This is a genomic window from Niveibacterium terrae (assembly GCF_048213115.1).
GTDB lineage: Bacteria > Pseudomonadota > Gammaproteobacteria > Burkholderiales > Rhodocyclaceae > Niveibacterium > Niveibacterium terrae.
Window position 1 is genome coordinate 2693453 of record NZ_CP172404.1, and the last position, 23760, is coordinate 2717212.

Genomic DNA, 23760 nt, shown 5'->3' on the forward strand with positions numbered 1-23760 from the left:
GATGCGCGCATCCCGGCCTTAAAGGAGAGAAAACCGATCCATCGGACCGCTCCGACGAATCCGGCGTCTTCGCGCGATCTGCTCCGCCGGACCTGACGGAGCTTCATCGCCCGAAGACACCGCCACACTGTGCCCCGTAGTTCCCGCCGATGTGCATAGCCCCGGCGAAAGCTTGAAAGCGTTTGTAGCGCAGCGCGGACAGGGTCCGCGCCACGAAACGGCCCGCAGACGCGATAATGGCGCGATGATCCGCCACCTCCTCCCCCTCTTGCTGTCGCTGCTGACAGTCACATCCGCAAACGCCCAGTTGCCCGCCGAAGTGTCCCTCGCCCTCACCCGGGCCGGAATCCCCGAAAAGGACGCCTCGCTGTGGGTCCAGCCCCTGGCTTCGTCGACGCCGCTCTGGCTGCACCAACCGGGAGCCTCGCGCAATCCCGCCTCGGTGATGAAACTGCTGACCAGCCTGGCTGCGCTCGATCTGCTGGGCCCGGCCTACACTTGGGAAACCACAGCCTTCGCCGACGGCCCCATCCGCGACGGCGTCCTGAAGGGAAACCTCGTGCTGCGCGGCAGCGGCGACCCCTTCCTGACCTGGGACCGCTTCGCGGCGCTATTGAGAGAATTGCGCGAGCGCGGAGTGCGCCGGATCGACGGCGATCTGCTCCTCGACCGCACGCGCTTCAAGCAGGCACCCCGCGACAACGCGAGCTTCGACGGGCGCGGCGCGCGCGCCTACAACGCGCAGCCGGATGCGCTGCTGCTCAACTTCAACGCGATCACGCTGCGCCTCGTCCCGATGGCCGATGGCAGCATCCGCGTCACGCCGACCCTGCCTCTGGCGGGCCTGCAGGTCGAGCAGAAGCTCAGGGCTACGGGCGGCGAATGCGTCGACTGGAAGAGCCGGCTCGCGCCGACGATTGAGAGTTCGGGCGGCGCAATCCGCGTCAGGCTGCCGGGTAGCTATCTGCTCTCCTGCGGCGAGAAGCTGCTCAATCTGGCCGTGCCGGATTCGCGGGCGATGTTCGGGGCCGTGTTCGCCGCGCTGTGGCGGGAGATGGGCGGAGAGTTCTCGGGCCAAATCCGCGACGGCAAAGCGCCTACTGAGGCGATCCCGCTCGCGGCGATCCAGTCGCCGCCCCTCGCCGACGTACTGCGCGAGACCGACAAATACTCGAACAACGTGATGGCCAGACAGATCTTCCTGACTCTGGCCGGGGACGGTGAGGCCGCGAGCACCGAGCGCGCGATCGCCCGCGTCCGCGCCTGGATGCCTGGTCAGGGCCTCGATCCCGCGCAGTGGGTGCTCGAAAACGGCTCGGGTCTGTCGCGGACCGAGCGCAGCAGCGCTGCCGAGCTGGGCCACCTGCTCGTCGCCGCGTGGAAGAGCCCGAGGATGCCGCAGTTCCTCGCCGCCCAGCCGGTGATCGGCGTCGACGGCACGATGAAGAAGCGGCTCGCCGACGGTGCAATCGCCGGCCGCGGCTATGTCAAGACCGGCACTCTGGACGGAGTGAAGGCCGCTGCGGGCTATCTGCAGGATTCGCGCGGACGCTGGCTCGCCTTCGCGTGGCTGATCAACCACCCGCGCGCGACCGAAGCGGGCGACGCGGCGCTCGACGCGCTGCTCAGCCGGCTGTGGGCCGGCAACTGAGCCATTCGAGCACGCCTCGTCCGGCGGCGCGGCCGCTCGCCAGGCAGCCCGTCAACAGATAGCCTCCGGTCGGCGCTTCCCAGTCGAGCATCTCGCCGGCGCAGAACAGGCCGGGCTCGCGCTTCACCATCAGCCTCTCGTCGAGTTCCGCAAAGCGCACGCCTCCAGCGCTGCTGATCGCCTCATCAAGAGGACGCGGCGAAGAAAGCTTCAGCGGCAGCGCCTTGATCGCCGCGGCGAGCCGTTCGGGGTCGTTGAATTCTTCGCGGCTCAGGGCTTCGCGCAGCAGACCCGCCTTGACTCCACAGAGCCCAAGCCGGCTCTTCAGATGGGAAGACAACGAGCGCGAACCGCGCGGATGGGCGACTTCAGAGCGCACTTTTGCCGCACAGAGATCGGGCAGCAGATCGAGCCACAGCGTCGCGGCGCCTCCCTCCTCGAGCGCCTCGCGCAAGGGGGCTGACAGCGCATAGACGAGGCCCCCTTCGATGCCGTGGGCGCGGATCATCGCTTCGCCGCGACGCCAGTTCCTGCCGTCCGCGCTCGCAGCGATGTTCTTGACGGGATCTCCGGCGAAATGTTCGCGAAAATGCGCGCTCCAGGCGCAATCGAAGCCGCAATTGGACGGCTTGAGCGGCGCGACCGCGACACCCCGCCCCGAGAGCAGCGCAACCCAGGCGCCGTCCGAGCCGAGCTTCGCCCAACTGCCTCCGCCCAGAGCCAGCACGCAGGCGTCGAAGTTGCGGGCGACTTCGCCGTCCCGCGTTGCAAAGCGCAGCGCGCCGTCCTCACCCCAGCCGAGCCAGCGGTGGCGGACATGAAACTGAACGCCAGCCTCGCGCAGCCGGCCGAGCCAGGCGCGCAGCAGCGGCGCGGCCTTCATCCCGTCCGGAAAGACCTTGCCCGAAGTCCCGACGAAACTCGTTATCCCTAGCCCGCCCATCCATGCGCGCAGGGCTTCCGGGGAAAAGGCGGAGACCAGCGCGGCCAGTACGTCCGATCGCGCACCGTAGCGCGTCAGAAAGAGTTCCAGAGGCTCGTCGCGGGTGATGTTCAAGCCCCCGCGCCCGGCCATCAGCAGCTTGCGTCCAACCGAGGGCATCGCCTCGAAGACTTCGACGCAGGCGCCACCCGCCGCGATCGCTTCGGCGGCCATCAGGCCGGCGGGACCAGCGCCGATCACGGCAACAACAGGGGCTGAGGACATCGGAATCGGGCCTTCGCAATGGGGCGAGCATTGTAATCGAGCCCAGCCCCCTCGGCCGGCTTTGCAGGGCGACGGTCACTTTTCATGGCATCGTCACGCCAAACCCGTTAATCTCGCGAATGACGCCATCAATTCATTTTATTGGCGTAGAAAACAAGGTCGTACAAGTCAGTAGCGTCGTCGATAAATCCTGGATCCGGAAGTCCGGATCATGCTGGAGGAAACAATGAAACGCATCCTGCCTCACCTTGCCTGGGCGGCGGTCGCTGTGCTCGCCGCCATCTCCCTGGCCGTCATCGCGCTCTCCCGCGGCGAGACCATCAACGCGTTGTGGGTCGTCGTTGCAGCGATCTCGGTCTATCTGATCGGCTACCGCTACTACGCACTGTTCATCGCCAACAAGGTCATCGGGATCGATCCGCAGCGGATGACTCCGGCCTGGAAGTTCAACGACGGCCTGGACTACGTCCCGACCAACAAATATGTGCTCTACGGCCACCACTTCGCCGCGATCGCCGGCGCCGGTCCGCTCGTGGGTCCAGTGCTCGCCGCCCAGATGGGCTATCTGCCCGGCGTGCTGTGGATCCTCGCGGGCGTCATCTTCGCCGGCGCGGTCCAGGACTTCCTGGTGCTCTTCATCTCGACCCGTCGTGACGGGCGCTCGCTGGGCGACCTGATCAAGGCCGAACTGGGCCCGATTCCCGGAGTCGTCGCGCTGTTCGGCGCCTTCATGATCATGGTGATCATCCTCGCCGTGCTCGCACTGATCGTCGTCAAGGCGCTGACCGACTCGCCCTGGGGAACCTTTACGGTCGCTGCGACGATCCCGATCGCGCTCTTGATGGGCATCTACCTGCGCTTCATCCGCCCGGGACGGATCGGTGAGATCTCGATCGTCGGCTTCATCCTGCTGATGGCCGCGATCACCTTCGGCGGCCAGGTCGCCGCCGACCCGTTCTGGGGTCCGATCTTCACGCTGGACGGCAAGCAGCTGACCTGGCTGCTGATCGGCTACGGCTTCATCGCTTCGGTTCTGCCGGTCTGGCTGCTGCTCGCGCCGCGCGACTATCTGTCGACTTTCCTGAAGATCGGCACGATCACGGCGCTGGCGATCGGCATCGCGATCGTCGCACCGCCGATGAAGATGCCGGCGCTGACCCGCTTCATCGACGGAACCGGACCGGCCTGGGCCGGCAACCTCTTCCCCTTCCTGTTCATCACGATCGCCTGCGGCGCGGTCTCGGGTTTCCATGCGCTGATCTCGTCGGGCACGACGCCGAAGATGCTGGAGACCGAAGCGCACACCCGGTTCATCGGCTATGGCGGCATGCTGATGGAATCCTTCGTCGCGATCATGGCCCTCGTCGCCGCGTCCTGCGTCGAGCCGGGCGTCTATTTCGCGATGAACAGCCCGGCCGCCGCGATCGGCAAGACCGCCGAGACCGCCGCGCAGACGATCTCGCAGTGGGGCTTCGTCGTGACGCCCGACATGCTGCTGCAGACCGCCCGCGACGTCGGCGAGAAGACGATCATCTCGCGCGCCGGTGGCGCGCCGACCCTCGCGGTCGGCATGGCGCAGATTCTCTCGGGCGTGGTCGGCGGCAAGATGCTGATGGCCTTCTGGTATCACTTCGCGATCCTCTTCGAAGCGCTGTTCATCCTGACTTCGGTCGATGCGGGAACCCGGGCCGGCCGCTTCATGCTGCAAGACCTGCTCGGCACCTTCGTGCCCTCACTCAAACGCACCGAATCGCTGGTCTCCAGCTTCATCGCGACCGGTCTCTGCGTCTCCGCCTGGGGCTACTTCCTCTATCAGGGCGTCGTCGATCCGCTGGGCGGCATCAACACGCTGTGGCCGCTGTTCGGCGTCGCGAACCAGATGCTCGCCGCGGTCGCGCTGATCCTGGCCACCGTCGTGCTGTTCAAGATGAAGCGCGAGCGCTACGCCTGGGTCACGATCGCGCCGACGACCTGGCTGCTGATCTGCACGCTGACCGCGGGCTGGCAGAAGATGTTCAGCGAGAATCCGAAAGTCGGCTTCCTCTCCCACGCGGCCAAGTTCAGCAAGGCGGCCGCCGAAGGCGAAGTGCTGGCTCCGGCCAAAAACCTCGACCAGATGCACCAGGTCATCATCAACGACTATGTCGATGCGAGCCTGTCCGGCCTCTTCGTGCTGGTCGTCGTGACGATCCTGATCTTCGGCATCCGCTCGGTGCTCAAGGCAAGGTCGATCGCCGAACCGACGGTTCAGGAGTCGACCTATCAACCGGCTCCGGCCGCGGCCAACGACTAGCCGATGTTCAAGGACCTCGCCAGGATGGGCAAGTATCTCGGGCAGGCCGCCCGCCTGATGGTGGGCGTGCCCGACTACGACGCCTACGTCCAGCACACCCGGCTCGTCCATCCCGAGCGAGAGCCGATGAGCTACGAGGAGTTCTTCCTCGAACGCCAGAGGGCGCGTTACGAGGGCAAAGGCCCAGGTAGGTGCTGTTGAACACCCGCCCCGCTTCCGAGCGGGGCTTTTCTTTGAGGGACTGGCATGGACACTGCATTCGCGGTCACGCTGCTCACCGGCTTTCTCGGCGCCGGCAAGACCACCTTGCTCAACCGCCTGCTCGCCGCACCGCACGGCGAGAAGATCGCGATCGTCGAGAACGAGTTCGGCGCGACCGGAATCGACGCCGAACTGCTCGCGCCCGGCGCGGTCTCGGTCACCGAGCTCGCCAACGGCTGCATCTGCTGCTCGGTGCGCGGCGAACTCGCGGCGGCGCTCGCCGAGCTTCTGGCGCAACGCGACTCGGGAGCGCTCGCCTTCGATCGCCTGATCATCGAGACGACCGGCCTCGCCGACCCGGGCCCGGTCATTCAGACTTTTTTCTGGGAAGAAGCGCTCGCGTCCCGCTTCCGGCTCGACGGAGTCATCACCTTGATCGACGCCTGTCACGCGGCGGAACAGCTCGACCGCGAGCGGGTCGCCGCGGCCCAGGTCGCCTATGCGGACCGGCTGGTGATCACGAAGACCGATCTCGCCGGAGCCCAGGAGCTCGCAACGCTGAGCGAGCGCCTCGCCCGGATCAATGCGCGCGCGCCGATCATCGTGGCCGGCAGCGCGGACGAGCGCTGGCAGGATCTCTTCGCGCTGGGCGGCTTCGAACTCGACGAGCGCGGCCTCCCGGCTTTCCGTCCCGCCCGGGCGCGCAACGCGCTGGGGGGGCGCTCCTGGGACGATGCGATCGAATCGCGGGTCTTCGAAATGGACCGGGATCTGGACCTCGATGCGGTCTCCGACTTCGTCGACGCGCTGATCGAGCGGCACTCAGCGGATCTGCTGCGCTACAAGGGCATCCTCGCGATTGCGGGAGACGAGCGCCGACTGATCTTCCAGGGCGTGCACAAGATCGCCGGCTTCGACTACGGCCGTCCCTGGGAGGGGCAGCCGAGGAAGAGCCGCCTCGTGCTGATCGGCCGCGCCTTGCCCTTTGACGCGATCGCGACCGATCTCACCGCCTGCGCCAGCCCGGCCTAAGCCCTCAGCCTGCCTTGCGCCGTTTCGCGACGAGGTAGCCCACCCTCAGCGCGATCAGCCAGACCGGAATCAACAGAGCGGCCATCCGGATGCCCGGAGTCAGCGCGATGACAACCAGGATCAGCATCAGGAACGCGAGACACAGGTAGTTGCTCCAGGGCTGCCACGGCGACGGAAAGGCCGGCTTCTCGCCCCTTGCCGCGAGCGCGCGCCGAAAGCGCAGATGGGAGAGGCTGATCAGCGTCCAGTTGATGACCAGCGACGCGACGACCAGCGCCATCAGCAGGCTCAGCGCTTCGCCGGGCAGCAGGTAGTTGAGCAGCACGCAGAACAAGGTCGCTGCCGCCGATACCGACAGCGCCAGCACCGGAACGCCGCGACCGTTGACCGCGAGCAGCGCGCGCGGCGCGTTGCCCTGCTCGGCCAGGCCGTAGAGCATCCGGCTGTTGCAGTAGACGCCGCTGTTATAGACGGACAGCGCTGCGCTCAGCACGACGATGTTCAGCGCATGGGCGACCGGTTTCTCGCCGAGCAGCTCGAAGATCATCACGAAGGGGCTGCCCCCTTTCGCGATCTGGTTCCACGGATAGAGGCACAGCAGGATCGCCAGCGCGCCAACGTAGAAGATCAGGATACGGTAGATCACCTGATTGACCGCGCTCGGAATGGTTGCGCCCGGGTCGGCGGCCTCGGCCGCGGTGATGCCGATCAGCTCCAGCCCCCCGAACGAGAACATGATCAGCGCCAGCGCCATCACGAGGCCGCGCGCGCCGTTCGGGAAGAAACCGCCGTAGGCCCACAGGTTGCTAACCGAAGCCTGGGGCCCGCCCTTGCCGCTCGCGAGCAGGTAGCAGCCAAAAACGATCATCGCGACGATCGCGACGACCTTGACCAGCGCGAACCAGAATTCGGTCTCGCCATAGGCGCGCACGTTGGCGAGGTTGATCCCGTTGATCAACGCGAAGAAAACCAGGGCCGAGACCCAGGACGGGATCCCCGGCCACCAGAACTGGACATAGACGCCGACCGCAGTCAGTTCCGCCATGCCGACCAGCACATAGAGTACCCAGTAGTTCCAGCCCGACAGAAAGCCGTAGAACTCGCCCCAGTAGCGGTAGGCGAAGTGGCTGAACGACCCCGAGACCGGCTCTTCGACCGCCATCTCGCCGAGCTGGCGCATGATCAGGAAGGCGATGAAACCGGCGAGCGCATAGCCGAGCAGCACCGCTGGGCCGGCAAGCTGGATCGCCGGACCGCCGCCAAGAAAGAGGCCGGTGCCGATCGCGCCGCCCAACGCGATCAGCTGGATGTGGCGGTTCTTCAGCCCACGATGCAGGCCCTGCTCTGTGCTCTCTTCTCTCATGTCCGGTCTGCTCGCGACTTGCCAAACGGATAATCCTGCCCGCTGCGCGCGGCAAGATCAAGCCGCCAGATCAGAGAAGGGCCAGGGAGACGAAGTGATTGATCGCGCCGCCGCCGACCAGCAGCCAGACGAAGAGCAGACTCGCCAGCAGCAGCGGACGGATTCCGGCCTCGCGGATCGCCTTGACATGGGTCGTCAGCCCCAGGGCGGCCATCGCCATCGCGAGCAGAATCATGTCGAGCTGCGCGATCGCAGCAAGCACGGGCCGGGGCAGCCAGCCCAGAGAATTGAAGATCACGATCGCGATGAAGCCGAAGGCGAACCACGGAACCGTGATCTTCCTGCCCTGAGCGCCCTCCTCGCTGCGCGCGAGCCACAGCGACAGGCCGATCAGGAAAGGCGCGAGCATCATGACCCTGACCATCTTCGTGATCACCGCCGCGTCGGCGGCAGAGCTGCCGATCGAACGCGCGGCGGCGACGACCTGGGCGACTTCGTGGATCGTCGAGCCGGCGTAGATGCCGAAACCGTGCGCCCCGCCGGCAATCAGCGGATGAAGAACGTTGAGCGAATAGAGCAGCGGATAGACGAAGATCGCGAGCGTTCCAAAGACGACAACGGTCGCGACCGCGACCGTCACCTGCTCGGCGCGAGCGCGCACGACGGGCTCGGCCGCCATCACCGCGGCGGCACCGCAGATCGAGCTGCCGATACCGATCATCATCGCCGTGCGCCGCTCCAGCCCCAGCCAACGCGTACCGATCAGATAGGCGATCGTGAAGGTCGAGCCCACCACCAGAGCGTCGATCAGCACGCCGGTCACCCCAACCTGGCCGATGTCCTGCAAGGTCAGCCGAAACCCGTACAGCATCACGCCCAGGCGCAGCAGGCGCTGCTTCGAAAAGCCGACGCCCGGCGCCGCCTGGGTCGCGAAACGCGGATAGACGCTATTGCCGATCAGCATGCCCAGCACGATCGCCAGCGTCAGCGCACTGAAGCCGTGCTCGATGAGCCAGCGCGAATCGGCGGCGAAGATCGCCAGTGCGGCCAGCAGCGCGCTCAGCGCGAGGCCGGGAAGATAAGAAGGGATGATGGCGATAGACGGCAGAGCGGGCGACGACATGACGGAAGCCAGAGAACGGAATGGCGCCATTCTTGACGGCCACGGAGCTCCGCGTCCAACCTGTTATTCTCGTATGATCTAACGATATAACCGATAGAGGATGTCCCGTGGATGTGCTGCATTTGAGCCTGCGTCAGCTGCAGATCTTCGCCGCGATCGCGAAAACCGGGTCGACCGCCGCGGCGGCCGGCGAGATCGCGCTGTCCCAATCGGCGATCAGCTCGGCGCTCAAAGCGCTGGAGCACCTGCTCGGCCAGGCGCTGTTCGAGCGCGCCGGGCGCAAGCTGGTGCTCAATGAAACGGGCTGCGCACTGCTGCCCGAGGCGCTGGCCCTGCTCGATTCGGCCCAGATGCTCGAACGCAACGCACGCCAGGGTCTGGCAGCGGGGCACTCGCTGCGCATCGGCGCGAGCACGACGCTGGGCAACTATGTGCTCCCCGACATCCTGAGCCGCTTCCATACCCGACTGCCCGAGAACCCGGCCTGGCAGGCGCGCGTGACGATCCGCAACAGCGCCGACATCGCCGCCGCGGTCAGGGCCTTCGAACTCGACGTCGGGCTGATCGAGGGGCCCTGCCACGAAGCGGACATCGAAGTGAGTCCCTGGGCTTGCGACGAGCTGATCGTCGTCGCCGCGCCGAGCGAAGCGCAGAGGATCGCCGCCGCGGCCAATTCCCGCGAAGCGCTGGCCCGCGCGGTCTGGCTGCTGCGCGAACACGGTTCGGGAACCCGCGAGGTGACCGATCAGCACCTGCTGCCCTGCCTGGGCGGCTATCGACGCAGCATCGAGCTGGGCAGCTCCGAGGCGATCAAGCGGGCAGCCGCGAACGGCCTGGGTCTGGCCTGTCTGTCGCGCTGGGTTGTCGAAGACCTGCTCGCCCAGCGCAAGCTGGAACAGATCACGGCCGGTCTGCCGGCCATCCGGCGCCAGTGCTATCTGCTGCTGCACCGCGACCGCGCCCCCGGTCCCGCGTTGCAAGCCTTCCTCGGCTGCGCGCGCGAAACGGTCGCCGGGCCGTCTGCTCAAGGTTGATCCCACTAATCCTTCAGGTGGTACTTGCCGAGGATACGGTCCAGGGTTTTATCGCGGCGGATCTGCGCCAGTGCGTCCTGCCAGAGCGCGATCTCGGCATCGCTGATGTCCTTCGAGCCGCCCAGCCACAGCACGTCAGTCTGTTGCGGCGGAAAGACCTTCAGGCCGGCCGCGCCGAGACCGTTCTTCTGCAACGAATAGCGGTTTATCCGCTCGTCTCCGTAAAGTGCATCGAGCATACCGAGCTTGAGCATCCGCGCCATCTTGTCATTACTCTCGATCTCGAGGATCTGGGTGAAGCCACGCTCGCGCAGCTGCCCTAAACCAGGCGTGGAACGCAGCACGCCTATCCTCCGCTTGCGCAGAGACTCAACCGACAGGGAGTCCGCGCCCCGGCTGCCGAGAACAAAGAAGACGATGTGCCGGGTATAGAGCGGGACCAGCCAGCGGTAGCGCGTCTCCCGCTCCGGAGTCCGGGTCAGCGGCAGGATCAAGGTGTGCGTACCACTTTGGGTCATGGCCTGGGCGCGGGTCCACGGCAGATATTCGACGCGGATATCCTGGCCCGAGCGATGGGCCATCTCGCGGACCAGTTCGATCAGCGCGCCGGGGGCGTCCGAGCCCTTTTCAAGCGCGAGAGGCGGCAGCTCTGTCGCGAGCACCCGCCAAGGCGTGGCGGGCGGCTCGGCCTGCACGACAGGTAGAACCGCCAGCAACACACTCAATGCAAGAGCCAGGATTTGCCGCGCCATCGTCGGATCCCTTCACCCTTTCCGTATCAGGCAGGATAGACCCGGATACGCGTGAGCGCGTCGCACCGGAGGATCCGGAGGGGGGAATCAGCTTACGCCCTCACTGTTCGACGGCGCATAAGCGCGGAACGCATTCCCCGGGGATGATGTCACCTCTGGTAATACTCTGCTCGGCGGCTGAGGCATTTATCTGACTCTGCACCGCTAGAATCTGCGGACGGTCGATCAATGGACCTGCGGATTTCCGGCCTGCCCAAGAGAAATCCTTACCTGAATGGAGAATACCGATGGCTCGAAACTTTCGCGCCCAGGCATCAGTCGCTCTGGGGATCGCCCTGGCCCTATCCTGCAACGCAATGGCCAAGGACAAAGATGCCCTGCAATTTCCGGAAAGGGCATTCAGCGTCGAAACAAAGACGGTGGAATCAGCGAATGGCAAGCACCAGATCCGCTATCGCGCCTATCGCCATATTCCCTATGTCGCGCACCCCGTCAGCAAGGAATTCCAAAGCCTGGATGTGATGGTCCCGGTCGAGGTCGACGGCAAGCCGATCGATGCGCGGCATGCGCCGATCGTCCTCAACATTACGGTGGGCGGATATCTCTCCGCCAGCAACACCAATCCTGCGCGGCGCGGCCCAGGGCCAGAGAGCTTGCCTCCTCCTGGAGGCGCAGCGATGGCCGGAGGCGAGTCCGTCCCGCCTCCGGGCGCAGGCCCGCAAGGAGCCGGCCCAGCTCAAGCGCCGCGAGGCGGGCTACCGCAACAGATGGGCGGAAACGGCAGCAAGGCCGACCTGGCCCTGGCTGCCGGCTACGTCGTCGTAACGCCAGGAGCACGCGGCCGCGACAACAAGGCGGAGGACGGCACTTACTTTGGCAAGGCTCCCGCGGCAATCGTCGACTTGAAGGCGGCGGTGCGTTATGTCCGCCACAACACCGGCCGCCTTCCCGGCAACACAGAATGGATCATCTCGGCGGGCTGCAGCGCCGGCGGCGGACTCTCCGCGCTGCTCGGCAGCTCGGGCGACAGCCCTCTGTACGACAAGTACCTGGCCCAGATCGGCGCGGCCAAGGCTTCCGACCGCGTCTTCGCCAGCGCCTGCTACAGTCCGATCACCGACCTCGAGCACGCGGACCTGTCCTACGAATGGGCCTTCGGTCCCCAAGCGGCGCGCACAGGCAAGGTGGATTCGGCTCTGACCGCGGAACTGAGCGCCGCCAACGAGGCCTATCAGGACTCGCTCGGCCTGCAGGGACGTCAGGACTTTGGCGCGGTATCCGGAGCCAGACTGGGCAGCTATCTGCAGCAGGCCTATCTGCAGCCGGCCGCCAGCCGCTACCTGTCGGCTCTGGCTGCGACGGAGCGCGACGCCTACCTGCAAAAGAACCCCTGGATTCACTGGGATGGACAACAGGCGCGTTTCGCTTTTGCCGACTTCGCCAGCCATCTCGTCAGGGGCAAGGGCCAGCCGGCTTTCGACGACTTCACTCTTCGCGCGCCTGAGACGGGTCTGTTCGGCAACAGGACAAACAATGCCCGTCACTTCACCGAGTTCAGTCTGCGCCATGCGACAGCCCGGGGCGATGCCCAACTCGACGCCGAACTGCGCCAGCTCGTCGACATGATGAATCCGATGTACTTCATTGCGCGCAAGGATGCGGCTCAGGCAAAACACTGGTGGCTGCGCACCGGCAGCCGTGACGACGGGATCTCGCCTTCGGTCATCGTCAACCTCGGGACCCGCCTTGAAAACCACGGCAAAGACGTCGATACAGCGTTCTTCTGGGACGGCGGACACTGCGCCGACGACGATCCGCAAGGAATGATCGACTGGATCGGGCGCATCACCGGCTATTCCTCCCGATAGAAACCCGCTGACTGAAACTCGAACTCCCCGCTCGGCCAAGCCGGGGAGTCGCAGAAATCGCTGTCGGACTCACTGTCCAGTGATCGCTGCGTCTGCGCAGGAAGAGGACTTTTGTCTGCACGGCAAGCCTATCCCCTGACGAAGTGCAGGCCCCCCCCAACTGCTTGCGCATCCGTGTAGAGAAAAAGCCCGGTCACAACCGATACGCTCCGCTCGGACAGCAATCCTTCGCCCCTCCCCGAAGCGCGCCCCCGTTCGCGAAGCGTGACGTCACGGAGCAAAGCGGCACACCCCGCCGCAGCGGGGTTAGGCTCGGGACAGGACCGGCCTCAGCCGCGCCGCCGCCAGCCCAGCGCGGCGAGGCCCAGAGCGGCCAGCGCCAGCGAACCGGGTTCGGGAATCCTCTCGGTCGATCCGAATGTTCCGGTAAAATTGTCGATGATGTAACGGGAAGCGTTGGTCGGATCGAAGTCCAGCGTCGCGTAACTCGCCGTCCCTGCGAAGGCGAGCGAGACCAGGCCTTCGGGGAAATTGCTCAGCCCGTCTGGCGGCACCGTAATCGTATAGTCAGCATCGACCGTCGATGACGCGAGCAGAACGTTCGCCGCATCGTAGATCGAGAAAGTCAGCGAAGTCGGCGCGCCGCCGACTCCGGCGCTCATCGCGAAGCCAAAGCCCAGCGAACCGATGGCCCCTTTCAGGAAATCAACGCGCAGGTCGGGACTGAGCAGCGTCGTGCCTTCGATGCCCGGCTCGCTGATATAGAGCATATTGGGACCGGGACCGAAGGTGTTGAACCCGGACAGGTCGGTCGTCGAAAACACCGCGTCATGGATACCATCGCCGTCACCATCGTAGCCATAGCTGGTAACACCGCTGACGAGCGTATCGAAAGTGATCAGAGCGGCTCCGGCGGTGGGCGCGATCGCGAAGCACGCACACCCGGCCGCCGAAACAATCAGAGTCTTCAGCTTCATTCTGTTCTCCCGAAAGGGTGAAAAGCGGTTCGAACCGCGAACGGAATCGGACAGGGGATGCACCGCCCTTGTTTCTGCCTGATCAGCAGAAACAGGAGAGATGGCAAAATCACCAAGCATAGGGCGCGCCAGAAGAAAACCGTCTTTGTTTACAAGGCCTTGAGAGGGAGGATCCGCGGGAAAAAGCGCGCCGTGTCAAATTCTTCGACGCGCTTTGCGTGAATAAACAGACAGCCCGGGCGAATTCCGCCCGGGCCGCCCGCATCATTGGTCGGCCAGCGCAAAGCCGTCCATCGCCAACGCCCTGCCCTCAAAGCCGGAATACAGATCCCGGCGCACGAAGCGCTCGCCCGCGGCGCCCAGCGCGACGAAGAGGGGCAGGAAGTGCTCGGGCGTCGGATGGGCGCGCAGCGCTCCGGGCGCCCCCTCCCAGTCGAGCAGCTCGGAGGCCCGTTCCGGCGTGAGCCGCTCGAGCACCCAGGAACGGAAGGCCTGAACATATTCGAGCGGCTCTCCGCCCTCCCCCGCGTAAAAATAGTCGCGCAGGTTGTGGGTCATGTGGCCGGAAGCGATGATCAACACGCCTTCGTCCCTCAGCGGCGACAAGGCCCGCCCCAGCGCCCAGTGCTGGCGGGCGCCCAGTCCGGACTGGACCGAGAGCTGAACGACCGGCACATCGGCCTCGGGATAGAGGTGGCGCAGAGGCACCCAGGCTCCGTGATCGAGACCCCGGCAGCCATCCACGCCGGCCGCGATCCCGGCCTGTTTGAGCAGGACGCGCGCGCGCTCGGCAAGCTCGGGCGCTCCGGGCGCCGGATAACGGATCCGGTAGAGCTCTTCCGGAAAACCGCCGAAATCGTGGATCGTCTGCGGAGTACGCGCGCCGCTGAGCATCGCGAGACCCGTGTCCCAGTGCGCCGACACCATCAGCACGGCGCGTGGCCGCGGGGTTTGCTGCCCGTAGGCCGACCAGGCGCGGGCCGCGTCGGATGCGGCGATCGCGTGCAGCGGAGAACCGTGAGACAGGAAAAGCGCGGCTTGGCGATCGGTTTTCATCAGTATTCTCCTTGATCCGTTCTCAGACTTCGTCCCGGGAAGGCGTCAGCGCGAAGGCTCCGCCGCCGATCAGCACCAGCACGAGGTCGGTCAGAGCCAGAAAGACCGGGTATTCCCAGCCGCCATGCGGGGACGTGAAGGCCCAGCCGTTACCGAGGTGAGCACCGCTTGCGCCGATCAGTACCGGCAGGAGGGCGGCCGCGACGAGGCGGGTTCTGAATCCCAGCAGCAGCGCGATCCCACCGAGCAGCTCGGCAGCGAAGACCGGATAGGCCAGAACCCCGGGCAGGCCCAGCGAAGCGAAGAAGGCCGCCGTTCCGGGCAGCGTGAAGACGAAGAACTTCTGGCCCGCGTGCGCGAGGAACATGACGCCCAGAGAGAGGCGCAGGACAAGGCTGCCGAGGGCTTGAGGCTTGAACTCTTTCATCGTGAATCCTTTCGTTTGAGTGATGACGAAGCGATGGAAAGGATTCTGACTAGTGCCCGATCAGAGATAAACTAGCAACCCATTGATTATCAATCCCGATTTTCGGGACAAAGAGATGGACAGATTCGAAGCGATGAAGGTCTTCGTCCGCATCGTCGAGGTCGGCAGTTTCGCGGCCGCCGCCGAAGGACTGGGGATATCGACGACAGCGACTTCCCGGCTGCTGGCTCAGCTCGAAGCGCATCTGCAGACCCGGCTGCTGCAACGCAGCACCCGGCGCCTCTCGCTGACCGAGAGCGGGCGCATCTTTCACGAGCGCTGCATCCAGATTCTGGCCGACCTCGCCGAGGCCGAGGAGGTCGCGAGCGCATCGCCGGTTTCGCTGCGTGGCGCGCTGAGGGTAGCCGCGCCGATCGGTTTCGGACTCAGCCACCTCGCCCCGGCGATCGCCGAATACTCACCGCAGCATCCCGAACTGACGATCGACGTGTCGCTGTCCGACCGCGTCGTCGATCTGATCGGCGAAGGCCTGGATCTGGCGATACGAATCGGCGAGATCGGCAGCCAGAATGTCGTGGCCCGGCCTCTGGGTTCGACCCGGCTGGTGCTGTGCGCAGCCCCCAGCTACCTCGAGCGGCGTGGCGAGCCGGAGAGCCCGGAAGCGCTGACCGATCACGACTGCCTGATCTATTCGTATGCGAGCGTCGGCGACTGCTGGACTTTCCGCCGCGACGAAGAGAAGCACCCGGTCAGGATAAAAGGGCGAATCCGCGCTGACAACGGCGATCTGCTCGCCGCTCTGGCGGTCCAGGGTCAAGGCATCACGCTGGCGCCCGACTTCCTCGTCAGGCGCACACTGGCGAGCGGAGAACTCGTGCCACTACTCACTTCCTGGCAGACCAGCAGACTGGAGATCCACGCGGTCTACCCGACCCGCCGGCACCTGTCGGCCGCCGTGCGCAGCTTCGCCGACCATATGGCCGGCTATCTGCGCAGACACTGCGGCGAAGCTCAGTCTGCGTCCGAGTGGCCGCAGCCACCTTCGCCGTGACCGCCGCAGCCGCCTTCACCACCGCAGCCGCAGCCACCTTCGCGGGGGGCAAGTTCGATCGTCAGATCGAGGACAAAACGGCCTTCTTCGCTGGAGACCGGGAAAACCTTGACCTGTCCGCCATAGCGACGGTCGATCTGTTCGAGCAGCGGCAGGGGTTCGTGATCGCCGATGAAGCGCAGCGTGTCCCCATCACCCAACGATTCGAGGGCGCCAAAGACGGCCCCGTGCCTGACCCGACAGTCGAAGGTCCGGACATCGAATTCATAGGTCCCAACCTCTTTCGGGTGATTACCGCAACATCCACTCATCCTGCTTTCCTTTAAAAATCTGACACAGGGCGCGATCCTGCCTGCTTTGCACTTCCCCCTCATTGAGCAGGGACAAGCGCGAGAAACCCCGAGTGCTGCCCGGGTGCTTAGAATGGGCGATCGAGATGACGAGGACTCACGATGAACACCCTGATTCCCCCCCGACTCAAACCCGCACAGACGGCCTTTTTCCTCGACTTCGATGGCACGCTGGTGCCTTTCGACAAACCCGACATCAACACGCCGGTCGTCGACGACGCTCTGCGCTCGCTGCTCGAAGAGCTGCGCGGCCGTGCCGACGGCGCGCTGGCGCTGATCACCGGGCGGACGATAGAAGTGCTGGACAGTCTGTTCGATCCGCTCGCGCTCGCCGCGGCGGGCGAACACGGCGGCGAATGGCGCCAAACACCCGGCTTCGAGGTGGAGAGCATCACGCCCCCGCCGGGGCTCGCGGCCGCCCAGCAGCACTGCGAAGCCTTCGCGCAGGCCCATCCGGGCACGCGCTTCGAACGCAAGAAGCTGTCGATGGTGATCCACTTCCACGAATTTCCCGGCCTGCGCGACGCGGCAGCCGAAGCGGCGAAGCTCGCCTGCGTACCGGGCAGCGGGATCCGGATGCTGCACGCGCGCGGCATGGTCGAGGTGAAGCCGGTCGATGCGAGCAAAGGGCAGGCGATCGAGCGCTTCATGCAGAGCGCCCCCTTCGCCGGACGCGTTCCGGTATTCATCGGGGACGACGTGACCGACGAGGACGGCTTCATCGCCGTCAATGCGCAAGGCGGAATCTCGATCAAGGTCGGCAGCGGCTCATCCCATGCCCGCTACCGCCTCGCCGACGAGGATGCGGTTCGCGGATGGCTGGAGAGCCTGTAGCGCCAGGACTCAGCCTCCGGCCCAGCCGGCGATGCTGGCCAGCAGGATCAGCAGCAGGAAGAAGACCAGGGTGCGGCGGATCAGGCCGACCGCGCTGTACAGGTAATCGACGTCGGCATCGTCACCGGTCCCCATCTCGGGGCGATCGAGCACTTCGCCGGACTGACGGACGGGATTGCCGAGCTTGACGCCCAGCGCCCCGGCCCCCGCCGAGATCAGCACGCCATCATTCTTCTCCGGCCAGAGCCCGGACTGGGTACGCCAGCAGTAGACCGCATCCTCGAAGTCTCCGACGATAGAGAACGCGACCGCGGTGATCCGCGCCGGCAGCCAGTCGATAACCATGAAAGCGCGACGCGCGAAGCGGCCGAACTCGGTGAAACCGGGTTCCCGCCCTTCGGCCCACAGCGTTGCGAAACGCTCGGACAGGCGGTAGAGCAGCACACCGCTGGGACCGGGCAGCAGGATGAACAACGGAAAGAGCGCGAAGAGTTGGCGGTGTCCGACCACCATCGCCTGTTCCATCGCCAGGCGGGAGATCTCCTCCGAAGGAGTCAGATCGTAGCTGCCGCCCCGCCATTCGGCCAGCAGCAGCCGGGCCTGATCGACTTCGTTCGCGCGCAGCGCGGCATGGATGCGGCCATAGGCGTGGCTGTGGAATCGGTAGCCCATGCACAGATAGAGCACCAGCGCATTGAACAGCAGCGCGGCAACGGGCTGGAGCCAGAACAAGACCGTATAGATCAGCAGCGCCAACGCGCTGGGCAGCAAGACCGCGAAGCACCAGGCGATCGTTCCGTGATGGGCCTGTCCGTCGTTGAGTCTGTCCTCGATGAAACGGGCGAAGGCGGCAATCGGTTCATTGAACACGCGACGCACCGGAAGCGGGCGTATCTGTTCGAGCAGAATGGCGGCGAGCAAGGAGAGCAGCGTCATGGAAGCGGAGGTCGGAGCAGCGTATTCGACGGGGGGGTTCAGTCGTGCTCACGATAACACAAAGCCCAGATCCGCCGCGCCCCGCCCTCATGCATGCAACATGCGCTCAGCGGAAATTCTCACGCTGCGCGAGCGCTTCGCTCAAGCCCCTGAGAATGCCGGCCGTCGCCCCCCAGATCGCGTAGTGCTTCCACGGGATGGACCAGTAGTGCCGCTTCTCGCCGGGAAACGCATGGCGCTGGTGGTTGCCCTGATTGAGCAGGAAGGACAAGGGCGCTTCGAAGATCTCGTCGACTTCGGCCGGCGAAGCGCGCAAGTCGAGGGGCGGGCGGACCAGACCGACGACGGGCGAGATCAGAAAACCGGTTCCGACCGGAAAATCGGGAAGCCGGCCCAGCACTTCGACGCGGGATGCAGGCAGAGCGATCTCTTCGGAGGCTTCACGCAGCGCCGCCGCTTCGGGGCTGGCATCGGCCTCATCGATGCGACCGCCCGGAAAGCTGATCTGACCGGGGTGGTGATTGAGGTGTCGGGAGCGCCGGGTCAGCAGCACGGAAAGGCCCTCCTCGCGCAGCACCAGAGGCACGAGGACGGCCGCAGGGGCGAGGTCCGGACGCACGAAGGCCGCGGCAGGGGGGAATTCCCCCTCCGCGAACAGGGCCCGCAGACGCTCTACGCTGTGCCCCGCGCCGGCATTCGAGCCTGCGCGACTCACGCGTAGGTGTTGACGACGGCTCCGGGTTGTCCCGGTTCGACCGGCTGAACCTGGGCCTGCACCTGAGCGGGCTGGGGCACGGCGGCGACCAACTCGGCCGCAGCCTGGGCCTGCTGGTTCTCCGCCTTGCGCTGAACCTGGATCTGCACCTGTTCCTGGGCGCGACTCGTCGCGTCGCTGCTCGCCAGACCGCTGAGCGCATTCATATCCATGATGACCTCCTAATCCCTGAAGTTTCCAAACTGCAGCGGAAAGTCCGTGATCGCCTTCTTCAGCAGAGCGATCACTTCCTGAAGAGCGTCGCGCTTCGCCCCCGAAACCCGAACCGTATCGCCCTGAATGCTGGCCTGAACCTTGATCTTGCTGTCCTTGATCTGGCGGACGATCTTCTTCGCCAGTTCGGTCTCGATACCGGCTTTAACGGCAACCGAGCGCTTGACTTTATTGCCGCTGATCTTTTCGACGTCGCCCGGCTCCATGCAGCGCACATCGACGCCGCGTTTCGCGAACTTTCCGCTCAGCACGTCCCAGACCTGTTCGAGCTGGAACTCGGTGTCGGCGAACACGGTCAGCGCCTTGTCCTTTTCATTGAGCTCGGCGCGGGCATCCGAGCCCTTGAAGTCGAAGCGCTGGCCGATCTCCTTGTTGGCCTGATCGAGCGCGTTACGCACTTCGACGAAGTTCACTTCATTCATCACGTCAAAGGAAGGCATGCACTAACTCCTGTGGATATCGATGAGCGGATTATACGAAGAGCGGCGCTCCCCCTATAATCTTCCGCTTTGCCCGCCCCCGCCATGTCCATCCCCGCCCCGATTCGCGCCGACGCCGACCTCTCAACGCTGAACACGCTGGGCGTCCCGGCGCGGGCGGCCTGGTTCGCGGAGCCGACAAACCTTGATGCGCTCGCCGACAGCCTGGCCTGGGCCGATCGGGCTTCGCTGCCGGTACTGCTGCTGGGCGGCGGCAGCAATATCGTGTTCGCGGCCGACTGGCCCGGCCTCGTGCTGCGCCCGGCCCTCGCCGGCCGCGAGCTGATCGGCACCGACAAGGATTTCTTCCATGTCCGCGTCGCCGCGGGCGAGAACTGGCACGAGACGGTGCGCTGGACCCTGGAGCAGGGCTGGCCGGGCCTTGAGAACCTTGCGCTGATCCCCGGCGTCGTCGGGGCCGGGCCGATCCAGAACATCGGCGCTTACGGGCTGGAGCTGGCCGACCGGATCGAAGCGGTCGAAGTCTTTGACCGGGACTCGGGCGAAGTGCGGAGTCTGACGCACAGCGAGTGCCGCTTCGCTTACCGCGACAGCGTGTTCAAGCACGAAGGCCGCGGTCTGGTCGTACTCTCGGTCACGCTCGCGCTGCCGCGCGCGTGGCAGCCCAATGCCCGCTACCGGGATCTGGCCGAAGCACTGGACCAGAAAGGCATCACGGACCCGAGCGCCCTCGACATCTTCGCCGCCGTCGTCGAGGTCCGCCAGAGAAAGCTGCCCGATCCGGCCCGGACCGGCAACGTCGGCAGCTTCTTCAAGAACCCGATCGTCGACGAGCCGGCTTACGCGGCGCTGAAGGCGAATGAGCCCGATCTCGTCGCCTACCCCCAACCCGACGGCCGCTTCAAGCTCGCGGCGGGCTGGCTGATCGACCGCGCCGGCTGGAAAGGGCGCAAGATGGGCGCGGCCGGCGTGCACGCCAACCAGGCTCTCGTCCTCGTGAACCTGGGCGGTGCGCGCGGCGCCGAAATCCTCGCTCTGGCACGCTCGATTCAGGCCGACATCGAGACGCGTTACGGCATCACGCTTGAAACCGAGCCCATCCTGATCGAATGAGCCGTCAAGCTGCGCTAAACTCCCGTTTTTATCGACATCAGCGGAAAACAAGCCCGTGAGCATCAAATCCGACAAGTGGATCCGCCGCATGGCCGAAGAGCACGCCATGATCGAACCTTTCGCGCCCGAGCTGGTGCGCTCGGTCGATGGCGCGCGCATCGTCTCCTATGGCACGTCGAGCTACGGCTACGACGTTCGGGTCGCCAACGAATTCAAGGTCTTCACGAACATCAATTCGACGATCGTCGACCCGAAGGCCTTCGACGAGAAGACTTTCGTCGACTTCACCGGCGACTACTGCATCATCCCGCCGAACTCGTTCGCGCTGGCGCGCACCGTCGAGTACTTCCGCATTCCGCGCAGCGTCCTGACCGTCTGTCTGGGCAAGAGCACCTATGCGCGCTGCGGCATCATCGTCAATGTGACGCCGCTGGAGCCGGAGTGGGAAGGCCATGTGACGCTGGAGTTTTCGAACACGACGCCGCTGCCTGCGAAGATCTACGCGAACGAAGGCGTCGCGCAGATGCTGTTCTTCGAATCCGACGAAGTCTGCGAGACTTCGTACAAGGATCGGGGCGGCAAATACCTCGGCCAGACCGGCGTCACTCTGCCTAAAATCTGAACCAGACCCGCACGCGCGCAGGCCCTTTGCGCAAAACGGCTTTTACTTTCGCGCGACGCTGATATCATCCGCGACTTTTCTTCGGGGCGGTGCCACGAGCACCCGCCCCGTTTTCCTTTCTGCTGCAGGGAGTTGGGCTGATGCGCTTCCAGTTTCCGATCATCATCATCGATGAAGACTTCCGGTCCGAGAACTCCTCGGGACTGGGTATCCGCGTACTCGCCGAAGCGATTGAAAAAGAAGGCATCGAAGTGCTGGGCGTCACCAGTTACGGCGACCTGACTTCCTTCGCCCAGCAGCAAAGCCGCGGCTCGGCTTTCATATTGTCGGTCGACGACGAGGAACTCTCGTCCGACGAGGCCGAGGAAACGATCGCCGAGCTGCGCGCCTTCGTCGCCGAGATCCGTCACCGCAATCCGGACATTCCGATCTTCCTGCATGGCGAGACGCGGACCAGCCGGCACATCCCGAACGAGGTGCTGCGCGAACTGCACGGCTTCATCCACATGTTCGAGGACACGCCCGAGTTCATCGCCCGCTACGTCGTCCGCGAGGCGCGCGCCTACCTCGACTCGCTGCCGCCGCCCTTCTTCCGCGCGCTGACCCACTACGCGGCGGACGGCTCGTATTCCTGGCACTGCCCCGGCCACTCGGGCGGAGTCGCGTTCCTGAAGAGCCCGGTCGGACGGATGTTCCACCAGTTCTTCGGCGAGAACATGCTGCGCGCCGACGTCTGCAACGCCGTCGACGAGCTGGGCCAGCTGCTCGACCACACCGGTCCGGTCGCCGCGTCCGAACGCAATGCGGCGCGGATTTTCAATGCCGACCACATGTTCTTCGTCACGAACGGCACCTCGACTTCGAACAAGATCGTCTGGAACTCGACGGTCGCGCCGGGCGACGTCGTCGTCGTCGACCGCAACTGCCACAAGTCCATCCTCCACGCGATCATCATGACCGGCGCGATTCCGGTCTTCCTGATGCCCACGCGCAACAACTTCGGCATCATCGGCCCGATCCCGAAGAGCGAGTTCACATGGGAGAACATCCAGAAGAAGATCGCGAAGAACCCCTTCATCGAGGACAAGACCGTCAAACCGCGCGTGCTGACGATCACGCAGAGCACCTACGACGGCGTGCTCTACAACGTCGAGGAGATCAAGGAAGCGCTGGACGGCAAGATCGACACGCTGCACTTCGACGAAGCCTGGCTGCCGCACGCCGCTTTCCACGAGTTCTACGGCGACTTCCACGCGATCGGCGAAGGCCGGCCGCGCTGCCACGAAGCGATGGTCTTCTCGACCCAGTCGACGCACAAGCTGCTCGCCGGCCTCTCGCAGGCCTCGCAGATCCTGGTTCAGGAATCCGAGTCCCGCAAGCTCGACCGCTACGCGTTCAACGAAGCCTATCTGATGCACACCTCGACTTCGCCGCAGTACGCGATCATCGCGTCCTGCGACGTCGCCGCGGCAATGATGGAGCCTCCCGGAGGCACGGCGCTGGTCGAGGAGTCGATCGCCGAGGCGCTCGACTTCCGCCGCGCAATGCGCAAGGTAGACGCCGAATGGGGCGCGGACTGGTGGTTCAAGGTCTGGGGACCGGACTATCTGTCCGACGACGGCATGGCGCTGTCCGAAGACTGGATGCTGCGCGCGGATGACCACTGGCACGGCTTCGGCAAGCTCGCCGAAGGCTTCAACATGCTCGACCCGATCAAGGCGACGATCATCACGCCGGGACTCGATGTCGAGGGGCACTTCTCGGACTGGGGCATCCCGGCCAACATCCTGACGAAGTACCTGTCCGAGCACGGCATCATCGTCGAGAAGACCGGCCTCTACTCCTTCTTCATCATGTTCACGATCGGCATCACGAAGGGCCGCTGGAACACGATGGTGACCGAACTGCAGCAATTCAAGGACGCCTACGACAGCAACCAGCCGCTGTGGCGCGTGATGCCCGAGTTCATCGCCAAGCACCCCTGCTACGAGAAGACCGGCCTGAAGGATCTGTGCCAGCAGATCCACGCCTTCTACTCGGCCAAGGACGTCGCGCGGCTGACGACCGAGATGTATCTGTCGGAGATGGAGCCGGCGATGCGGCCGACCGATGCGTGGTCGAAGATGGCCCACCGCAAGATCGAGCGCGTCGCGATCGACGATCTTGAAGGCCGGGTCACCGCGATGCTGGTCACCCCCTACCCTCCGGGCATCCCGCTCTTGATCCCGGGCGAGCGCTTCAACGCGACGATCGTCCATTACCTGCGCTTCGTGCGCGAGTTCAACGACCGCTTCCCCGGCTTCGAGACCGACGTACACGGTCTGTGCTGCGAAGTCGTCGATGGGGTCAAGAGCTACTACGTCGACTGCGTCGAAGCGATCTGATTGAGCGCCACGCCCAGGGACCCGCCCGGGTTCCAGGGCGGATTTCACAGCGCAAACT

23 protein-coding genes are annotated in these 23760 nt (G+C 65.1%); 11 read left to right on the top strand and 12 right to left on the bottom strand.

Annotated elements, in window-relative coordinates:
* Positions 1 to 244 precede the first annotated feature (244 nt).
* A complete protein-coding gene (gene dacB / locus ACHFB9_RS12425) occupies positions 245 to 1651 on the top strand; it encodes a D-alanyl-D-alanine carboxypeptidase/D-alanyl-D-alanine-endopeptidase (RefSeq protein WP_417067518.1) in 1407 nt (468 codons plus the stop codon).
* Here the strand turns inward: dacB and ACHFB9_RS12430 are convergent.
* A complete protein-coding gene (locus ACHFB9_RS12430) occupies positions 1626 to 2858 on the bottom strand; it encodes a TIGR03862 family flavoprotein (RefSeq protein ID WP_417067519.1) in 1233 nt (410 codons plus the stop codon). The genes dacB and ACHFB9_RS12430 overlap by 26 nt on opposite strands.
* Positions 2859 to 3084: 226 nt before the next feature.
* Between ACHFB9_RS12430 and ACHFB9_RS12435 the strand changes: the two genes are divergently transcribed.
* Genes ACHFB9_RS12435 through ACHFB9_RS12445 form a run of 3 tightly spaced genes read left to right on the top strand, consistent with a single transcriptional unit; the run spans position 3085 to position 6384 of the window.
* Entirely contained in the window at positions 3085 to 5151 is a 2067-nt protein-coding gene (locus ACHFB9_RS12435; RefSeq protein ID WP_417067520.1) for a carbon starvation CstA family protein, read from the top strand.
* 3 nt (positions 5152 to 5154) lie between these two features.
* Positions 5155 to 5352, top strand: a complete 198-nt coding sequence (locus ACHFB9_RS12440; RefSeq protein ID WP_417067522.1) for a YbdD/YjiX family protein — start codon at positions 5155 to 5157, stop codon at positions 5350 to 5352.
* Between the two features lie 45 nt (positions 5353 to 5397).
* A complete protein-coding gene (locus ACHFB9_RS12445; RefSeq protein WP_417067524.1) occupies positions 5398 to 6384 on the top strand; it encodes a CobW family GTP-binding protein in 987 nt (328 codons plus the stop codon).
* Between the two features lie 4 nt (positions 6385 to 6388).
* Here the strand turns inward: ACHFB9_RS12445 and ACHFB9_RS12450 are convergent, their stop codons facing one another.
* Together ACHFB9_RS12450 and ACHFB9_RS12455 are read right to left on the bottom strand one after the other, a co-directional pair.
* Positions 6389 to 7747 carry an amino acid permease gene (locus ACHFB9_RS12450; RefSeq protein WP_417067525.1) on the bottom strand — a complete coding sequence of 453 codons (1359 nt, stop codon included), beginning with the start codon at positions 7745 to 7747 and terminating at the stop codon, positions 6389 to 6391.
* A 70-nt stretch (positions 7748 to 7817) separates the two neighbouring features.
* Positions 7818 to 8870: a YeiH family protein gene (locus ACHFB9_RS12455; RefSeq protein WP_417067527.1), complete on the bottom strand. Its 1053-nt coding sequence runs from the start codon at positions 8868 to 8870 to the stop codon at positions 7818 to 7820.
* A 107-nt stretch (positions 8871 to 8977) separates the two neighbouring features.
* Here ACHFB9_RS12455 and ACHFB9_RS12460 point away from each other — a divergent pair, with 107 nt between their 5' ends.
* Positions 8978 to 9904, top strand: coding sequence for a LysR family transcriptional regulator (locus tag ACHFB9_RS12460; RefSeq protein WP_417067528.1), 927 nt, complete (start codon positions 8978 to 8980; stop codon positions 9902 to 9904).
* 5 nt (positions 9905 to 9909) lie between these two features.
* Here the strand turns inward: ACHFB9_RS12460 and ACHFB9_RS12465 are convergent, their stop codons facing one another.
* Positions 9910 to 10656: a substrate-binding periplasmic protein gene (locus tag ACHFB9_RS12465; RefSeq protein WP_417067529.1), complete on the bottom strand. Its 747-nt coding sequence runs from the start codon at positions 10654 to 10656 to the stop codon at positions 9910 to 9912.
* A 287-nt stretch (positions 10657 to 10943) separates the two neighbouring features.
* Between ACHFB9_RS12465 and ACHFB9_RS12470 the strand changes: the two genes are divergently transcribed.
* A complete protein-coding gene (locus tag ACHFB9_RS12470; RefSeq protein WP_417067530.1) occupies positions 10944 to 12524 on the top strand; it encodes a subtype B tannase in 1581 nt (526 codons plus the stop codon).
* A gap of 329 nt (positions 12525 to 12853) precedes the next feature.
* Here ACHFB9_RS12470 and ACHFB9_RS12475 read toward each other — a convergent pair whose 3' ends face one another.
* From ACHFB9_RS12475 to ACHFB9_RS12485, 3 genes are all read right to left on the bottom strand, one after another.
* Complete coding sequence (locus tag ACHFB9_RS12475) at positions 12854 to 13501, bottom strand: PEP-CTERM sorting domain-containing protein (protein ID WP_417067532.1); 648 nt, start codon at positions 13499 to 13501, stop codon at positions 12854 to 12856.
* Positions 13502 to 13765: 264 nt separating this feature from the next.
* Positions 13766 to 14557 carry a DODA-type extradiol aromatic ring-opening family dioxygenase gene (locus ACHFB9_RS12480; protein ID WP_417067534.1) on the bottom strand — a complete coding sequence of 264 codons (792 nt, stop codon included), beginning with the start codon at positions 14555 to 14557 and terminating at the stop codon, positions 13766 to 13768.
* 22 nt (positions 14558 to 14579) lie between these two features.
* Complete coding sequence (locus tag ACHFB9_RS12485) at positions 14580 to 14984, bottom strand: DoxX family protein (protein WP_417067535.1); 405 nt, start codon at positions 14982 to 14984, stop codon at positions 14580 to 14582.
* Between the two features lie 115 nt (positions 14985 to 15099).
* On the opposite strand from ACHFB9_RS12485, the gene ACHFB9_RS12490 reads away from it, so the two are divergent.
* The gene (locus tag ACHFB9_RS12490; protein ID WP_417067536.1) at positions 15100 to 16035 is read left to right on the top strand and encodes a LysR family transcriptional regulator; all 936 of its coding nucleotides are present in this window, start codon (positions 15100 to 15102) and stop codon (positions 16033 to 16035) included.
* On the opposite strand, the gene ACHFB9_RS12495 is transcribed toward ACHFB9_RS12490, so the two are convergent.
* Positions 15996 to 16346 (bottom strand): DUF2249 domain-containing protein, encoded by a 351-nt coding sequence (locus tag ACHFB9_RS12495; RefSeq protein WP_417067537.1) that lies wholly within the window; start codon positions 16344 to 16346, stop codon positions 15996 to 15998. The genes ACHFB9_RS12490 and ACHFB9_RS12495 overlap by 40 nt on opposite strands.
* A gap of 141 nt (positions 16347 to 16487) precedes the next feature.
* Here ACHFB9_RS12495 and otsB point away from each other — a divergent pair, with 141 nt between their 5' ends.
* Positions 16488 to 17219, top strand: coding sequence for a trehalose-phosphatase (gene otsB, locus ACHFB9_RS12500; protein WP_417067538.1), 732 nt, complete (start codon positions 16488 to 16490; stop codon positions 17217 to 17219).
* 9 nt (positions 17220 to 17228) lie between these two features.
* Here the strand turns inward: otsB and ACHFB9_RS12505 are convergent, their stop codons facing one another.
* The 4 genes from ACHFB9_RS12505 to ACHFB9_RS12520 all read right to left on the bottom strand — a co-directional run bounded on the left by ACHFB9_RS12505 (position 17229) and on the right by ACHFB9_RS12520 (position 19583).
* Positions 17229 to 18155 carry a CobD/CbiB family protein gene (locus tag ACHFB9_RS12505; protein WP_417067539.1) on the bottom strand — a complete coding sequence of 309 codons (927 nt, stop codon included), beginning with the start codon at positions 18153 to 18155 and terminating at the stop codon, positions 17229 to 17231.
* 106 nt (positions 18156 to 18261) lie between these two features.
* Positions 18262 to 18870, bottom strand: a complete 609-nt coding sequence (locus ACHFB9_RS12510; protein WP_417067541.1) for a CoA pyrophosphatase — start codon at positions 18868 to 18870, stop codon at positions 18262 to 18264.
* Complete coding sequence (locus ACHFB9_RS12515; protein WP_417067543.1) at positions 18867 to 19082, bottom strand: hypothetical protein; 216 nt, start codon at positions 19080 to 19082, stop codon at positions 18867 to 18869. Before ACHFB9_RS12515 ends, ACHFB9_RS12510 begins: the two co-directional genes overlap by 4 nt.
* A 9-nt stretch (positions 19083 to 19091) precedes the next feature.
* Positions 19092 to 19583, bottom strand: a complete 492-nt coding sequence (locus ACHFB9_RS12520; protein ID WP_417067544.1) for a YajQ family cyclic di-GMP-binding protein — start codon at positions 19581 to 19583, stop codon at positions 19092 to 19094.
* An 84-nt stretch (positions 19584 to 19667) separates the two neighbouring features.
* Between ACHFB9_RS12520 and murB the strand changes: the two genes are divergently transcribed.
* The 3 genes from murB to ACHFB9_RS12535 all read left to right on the top strand — a co-directional run bounded on the left by murB (position 19668) and on the right by ACHFB9_RS12535 (position 23702).
* Positions 19668 to 20696, top strand: coding sequence for a UDP-N-acetylmuramate dehydrogenase (murB, locus tag ACHFB9_RS12525; protein WP_417067546.1), 1029 nt, complete (start codon positions 19668 to 19670; stop codon positions 20694 to 20696).
* Between the two features lie 55 nt (positions 20697 to 20751).
* Positions 20752 to 21318 (top strand): dCTP deaminase, encoded by a 567-nt coding sequence (gene dcd, locus ACHFB9_RS12530; RefSeq protein ID WP_417067547.1) that lies wholly within the window; start codon positions 20752 to 20754, stop codon positions 21316 to 21318.
* A 140-nt stretch (positions 21319 to 21458) separates the two neighbouring features.
* A complete protein-coding gene (locus ACHFB9_RS12535; RefSeq protein ID WP_417067548.1) occupies positions 21459 to 23702 on the top strand; it encodes an Orn/Lys/Arg decarboxylase N-terminal domain-containing protein in 2244 nt (747 codons plus the stop codon).
* Positions 23703 to 23760: the final 58 nt, after the last annotated feature.

Excerpts from the sequence above, each read along its gene's own strand:
- dacB (WP_417067518.1), top strand. The coding sequence starts at position 245 with ATGATCCGCCACCTCCTCCCCCTCTTGCTGTCGCTGCTGACAGTCACA.
- ACHFB9_RS12430 (WP_417067519.1), bottom strand. The coding sequence starts at position 2,858 with ATGTCCTCAGCCCCTGTTGTTGCCGTGATCGGCGCTGGTCCCGCCGGC.
- ACHFB9_RS12435 (WP_417067520.1), top strand. The coding sequence starts at position 3,085 with ATGAAACGCATCCTGCCTCACCTTGCCTGGGCGGCGGTCGCTGTGCTC.
- ACHFB9_RS12440 (WP_417067522.1), top strand. The coding sequence starts at position 5,155 with ATGTTCAAGGACCTCGCCAGGATGGGCAAGTATCTCGGGCAGGCCGCC.
- ACHFB9_RS12445 (WP_417067524.1), top strand. The coding sequence starts at position 5,398 with ATGGACACTGCATTCGCGGTCACGCTGCTCACCGGCTTTCTCGGCGCC.
- ACHFB9_RS12450 (WP_417067525.1), bottom strand. The coding sequence starts at position 7,747 with ATGAGAGAAGAGAGCACAGAGCAGGGCCTGCATCGTGGGCTGAAGAAC.
- ACHFB9_RS12455 (WP_417067527.1), bottom strand. The coding sequence starts at position 8,870 with ATGTCGTCGCCCGCTCTGCCGTCTATCGCCATCATCCCTTCTTATCTT.
- ACHFB9_RS12465 (WP_417067529.1), bottom strand. The coding sequence starts at position 10,656 with ATGGCGCGGCAAATCCTGGCTCTTGCATTGAGTGTGTTGCTGGCGGTT.
- ACHFB9_RS12470 (WP_417067530.1), top strand. The coding sequence starts at position 10,944 with ATGGCTCGAAACTTTCGCGCCCAGGCATCAGTCGCTCTGGGGATCGCC.
- ACHFB9_RS12475 (WP_417067532.1), bottom strand. The coding sequence starts at position 13,501 with ATGAAGCTGAAGACTCTGATTGTTTCGGCGGCCGGGTGTGCGTGCTTC.
- ACHFB9_RS12480 (WP_417067534.1), bottom strand. The coding sequence starts at position 14,557 with ATGAAAACCGATCGCCAAGCCGCGCTTTTCCTGTCTCACGGTTCTCCG.
- ACHFB9_RS12485 (WP_417067535.1), bottom strand. The coding sequence starts at position 14,984 with ATGAAAGAGTTCAAGCCTCAAGCCCTCGGCAGCCTTGTCCTGCGCCTC.
- ACHFB9_RS12490 (WP_417067536.1), top strand. The coding sequence starts at position 15,100 with ATGGACAGATTCGAAGCGATGAAGGTCTTCGTCCGCATCGTCGAGGTC.
- ACHFB9_RS12495 (WP_417067537.1), bottom strand. The coding sequence starts at position 16,346 with ATGAGTGGATGTTGCGGTAATCACCCGAAAGAGGTTGGGACCTATGAA.
- otsB (WP_417067538.1), top strand. The coding sequence starts at position 16,488 with ATGAACACCCTGATTCCCCCCCGACTCAAACCCGCACAGACGGCCTTT.
- ACHFB9_RS12505 (WP_417067539.1), bottom strand. The coding sequence starts at position 18,155 with ATGACGCTGCTCTCCTTGCTCGCCGCCATTCTGCTCGAACAGATACGC.
- ACHFB9_RS12515 (WP_417067543.1), bottom strand. The coding sequence starts at position 19,082 with ATGGATATGAATGCGCTCAGCGGTCTGGCGAGCAGCGACGCGACGAGT.
- ACHFB9_RS12520 (WP_417067544.1), bottom strand. The coding sequence starts at position 19,583 with ATGCCTTCCTTTGACGTGATGAATGAAGTGAACTTCGTCGAAGTGCGT.
- murB (WP_417067546.1), top strand. The coding sequence starts at position 19,668 with ATGTCCATCCCCGCCCCGATTCGCGCCGACGCCGACCTCTCAACGCTG.
- ACHFB9_RS12535 (WP_417067548.1), top strand. The coding sequence starts at position 21,459 with ATGCGCTTCCAGTTTCCGATCATCATCATCGATGAAGACTTCCGGTCC.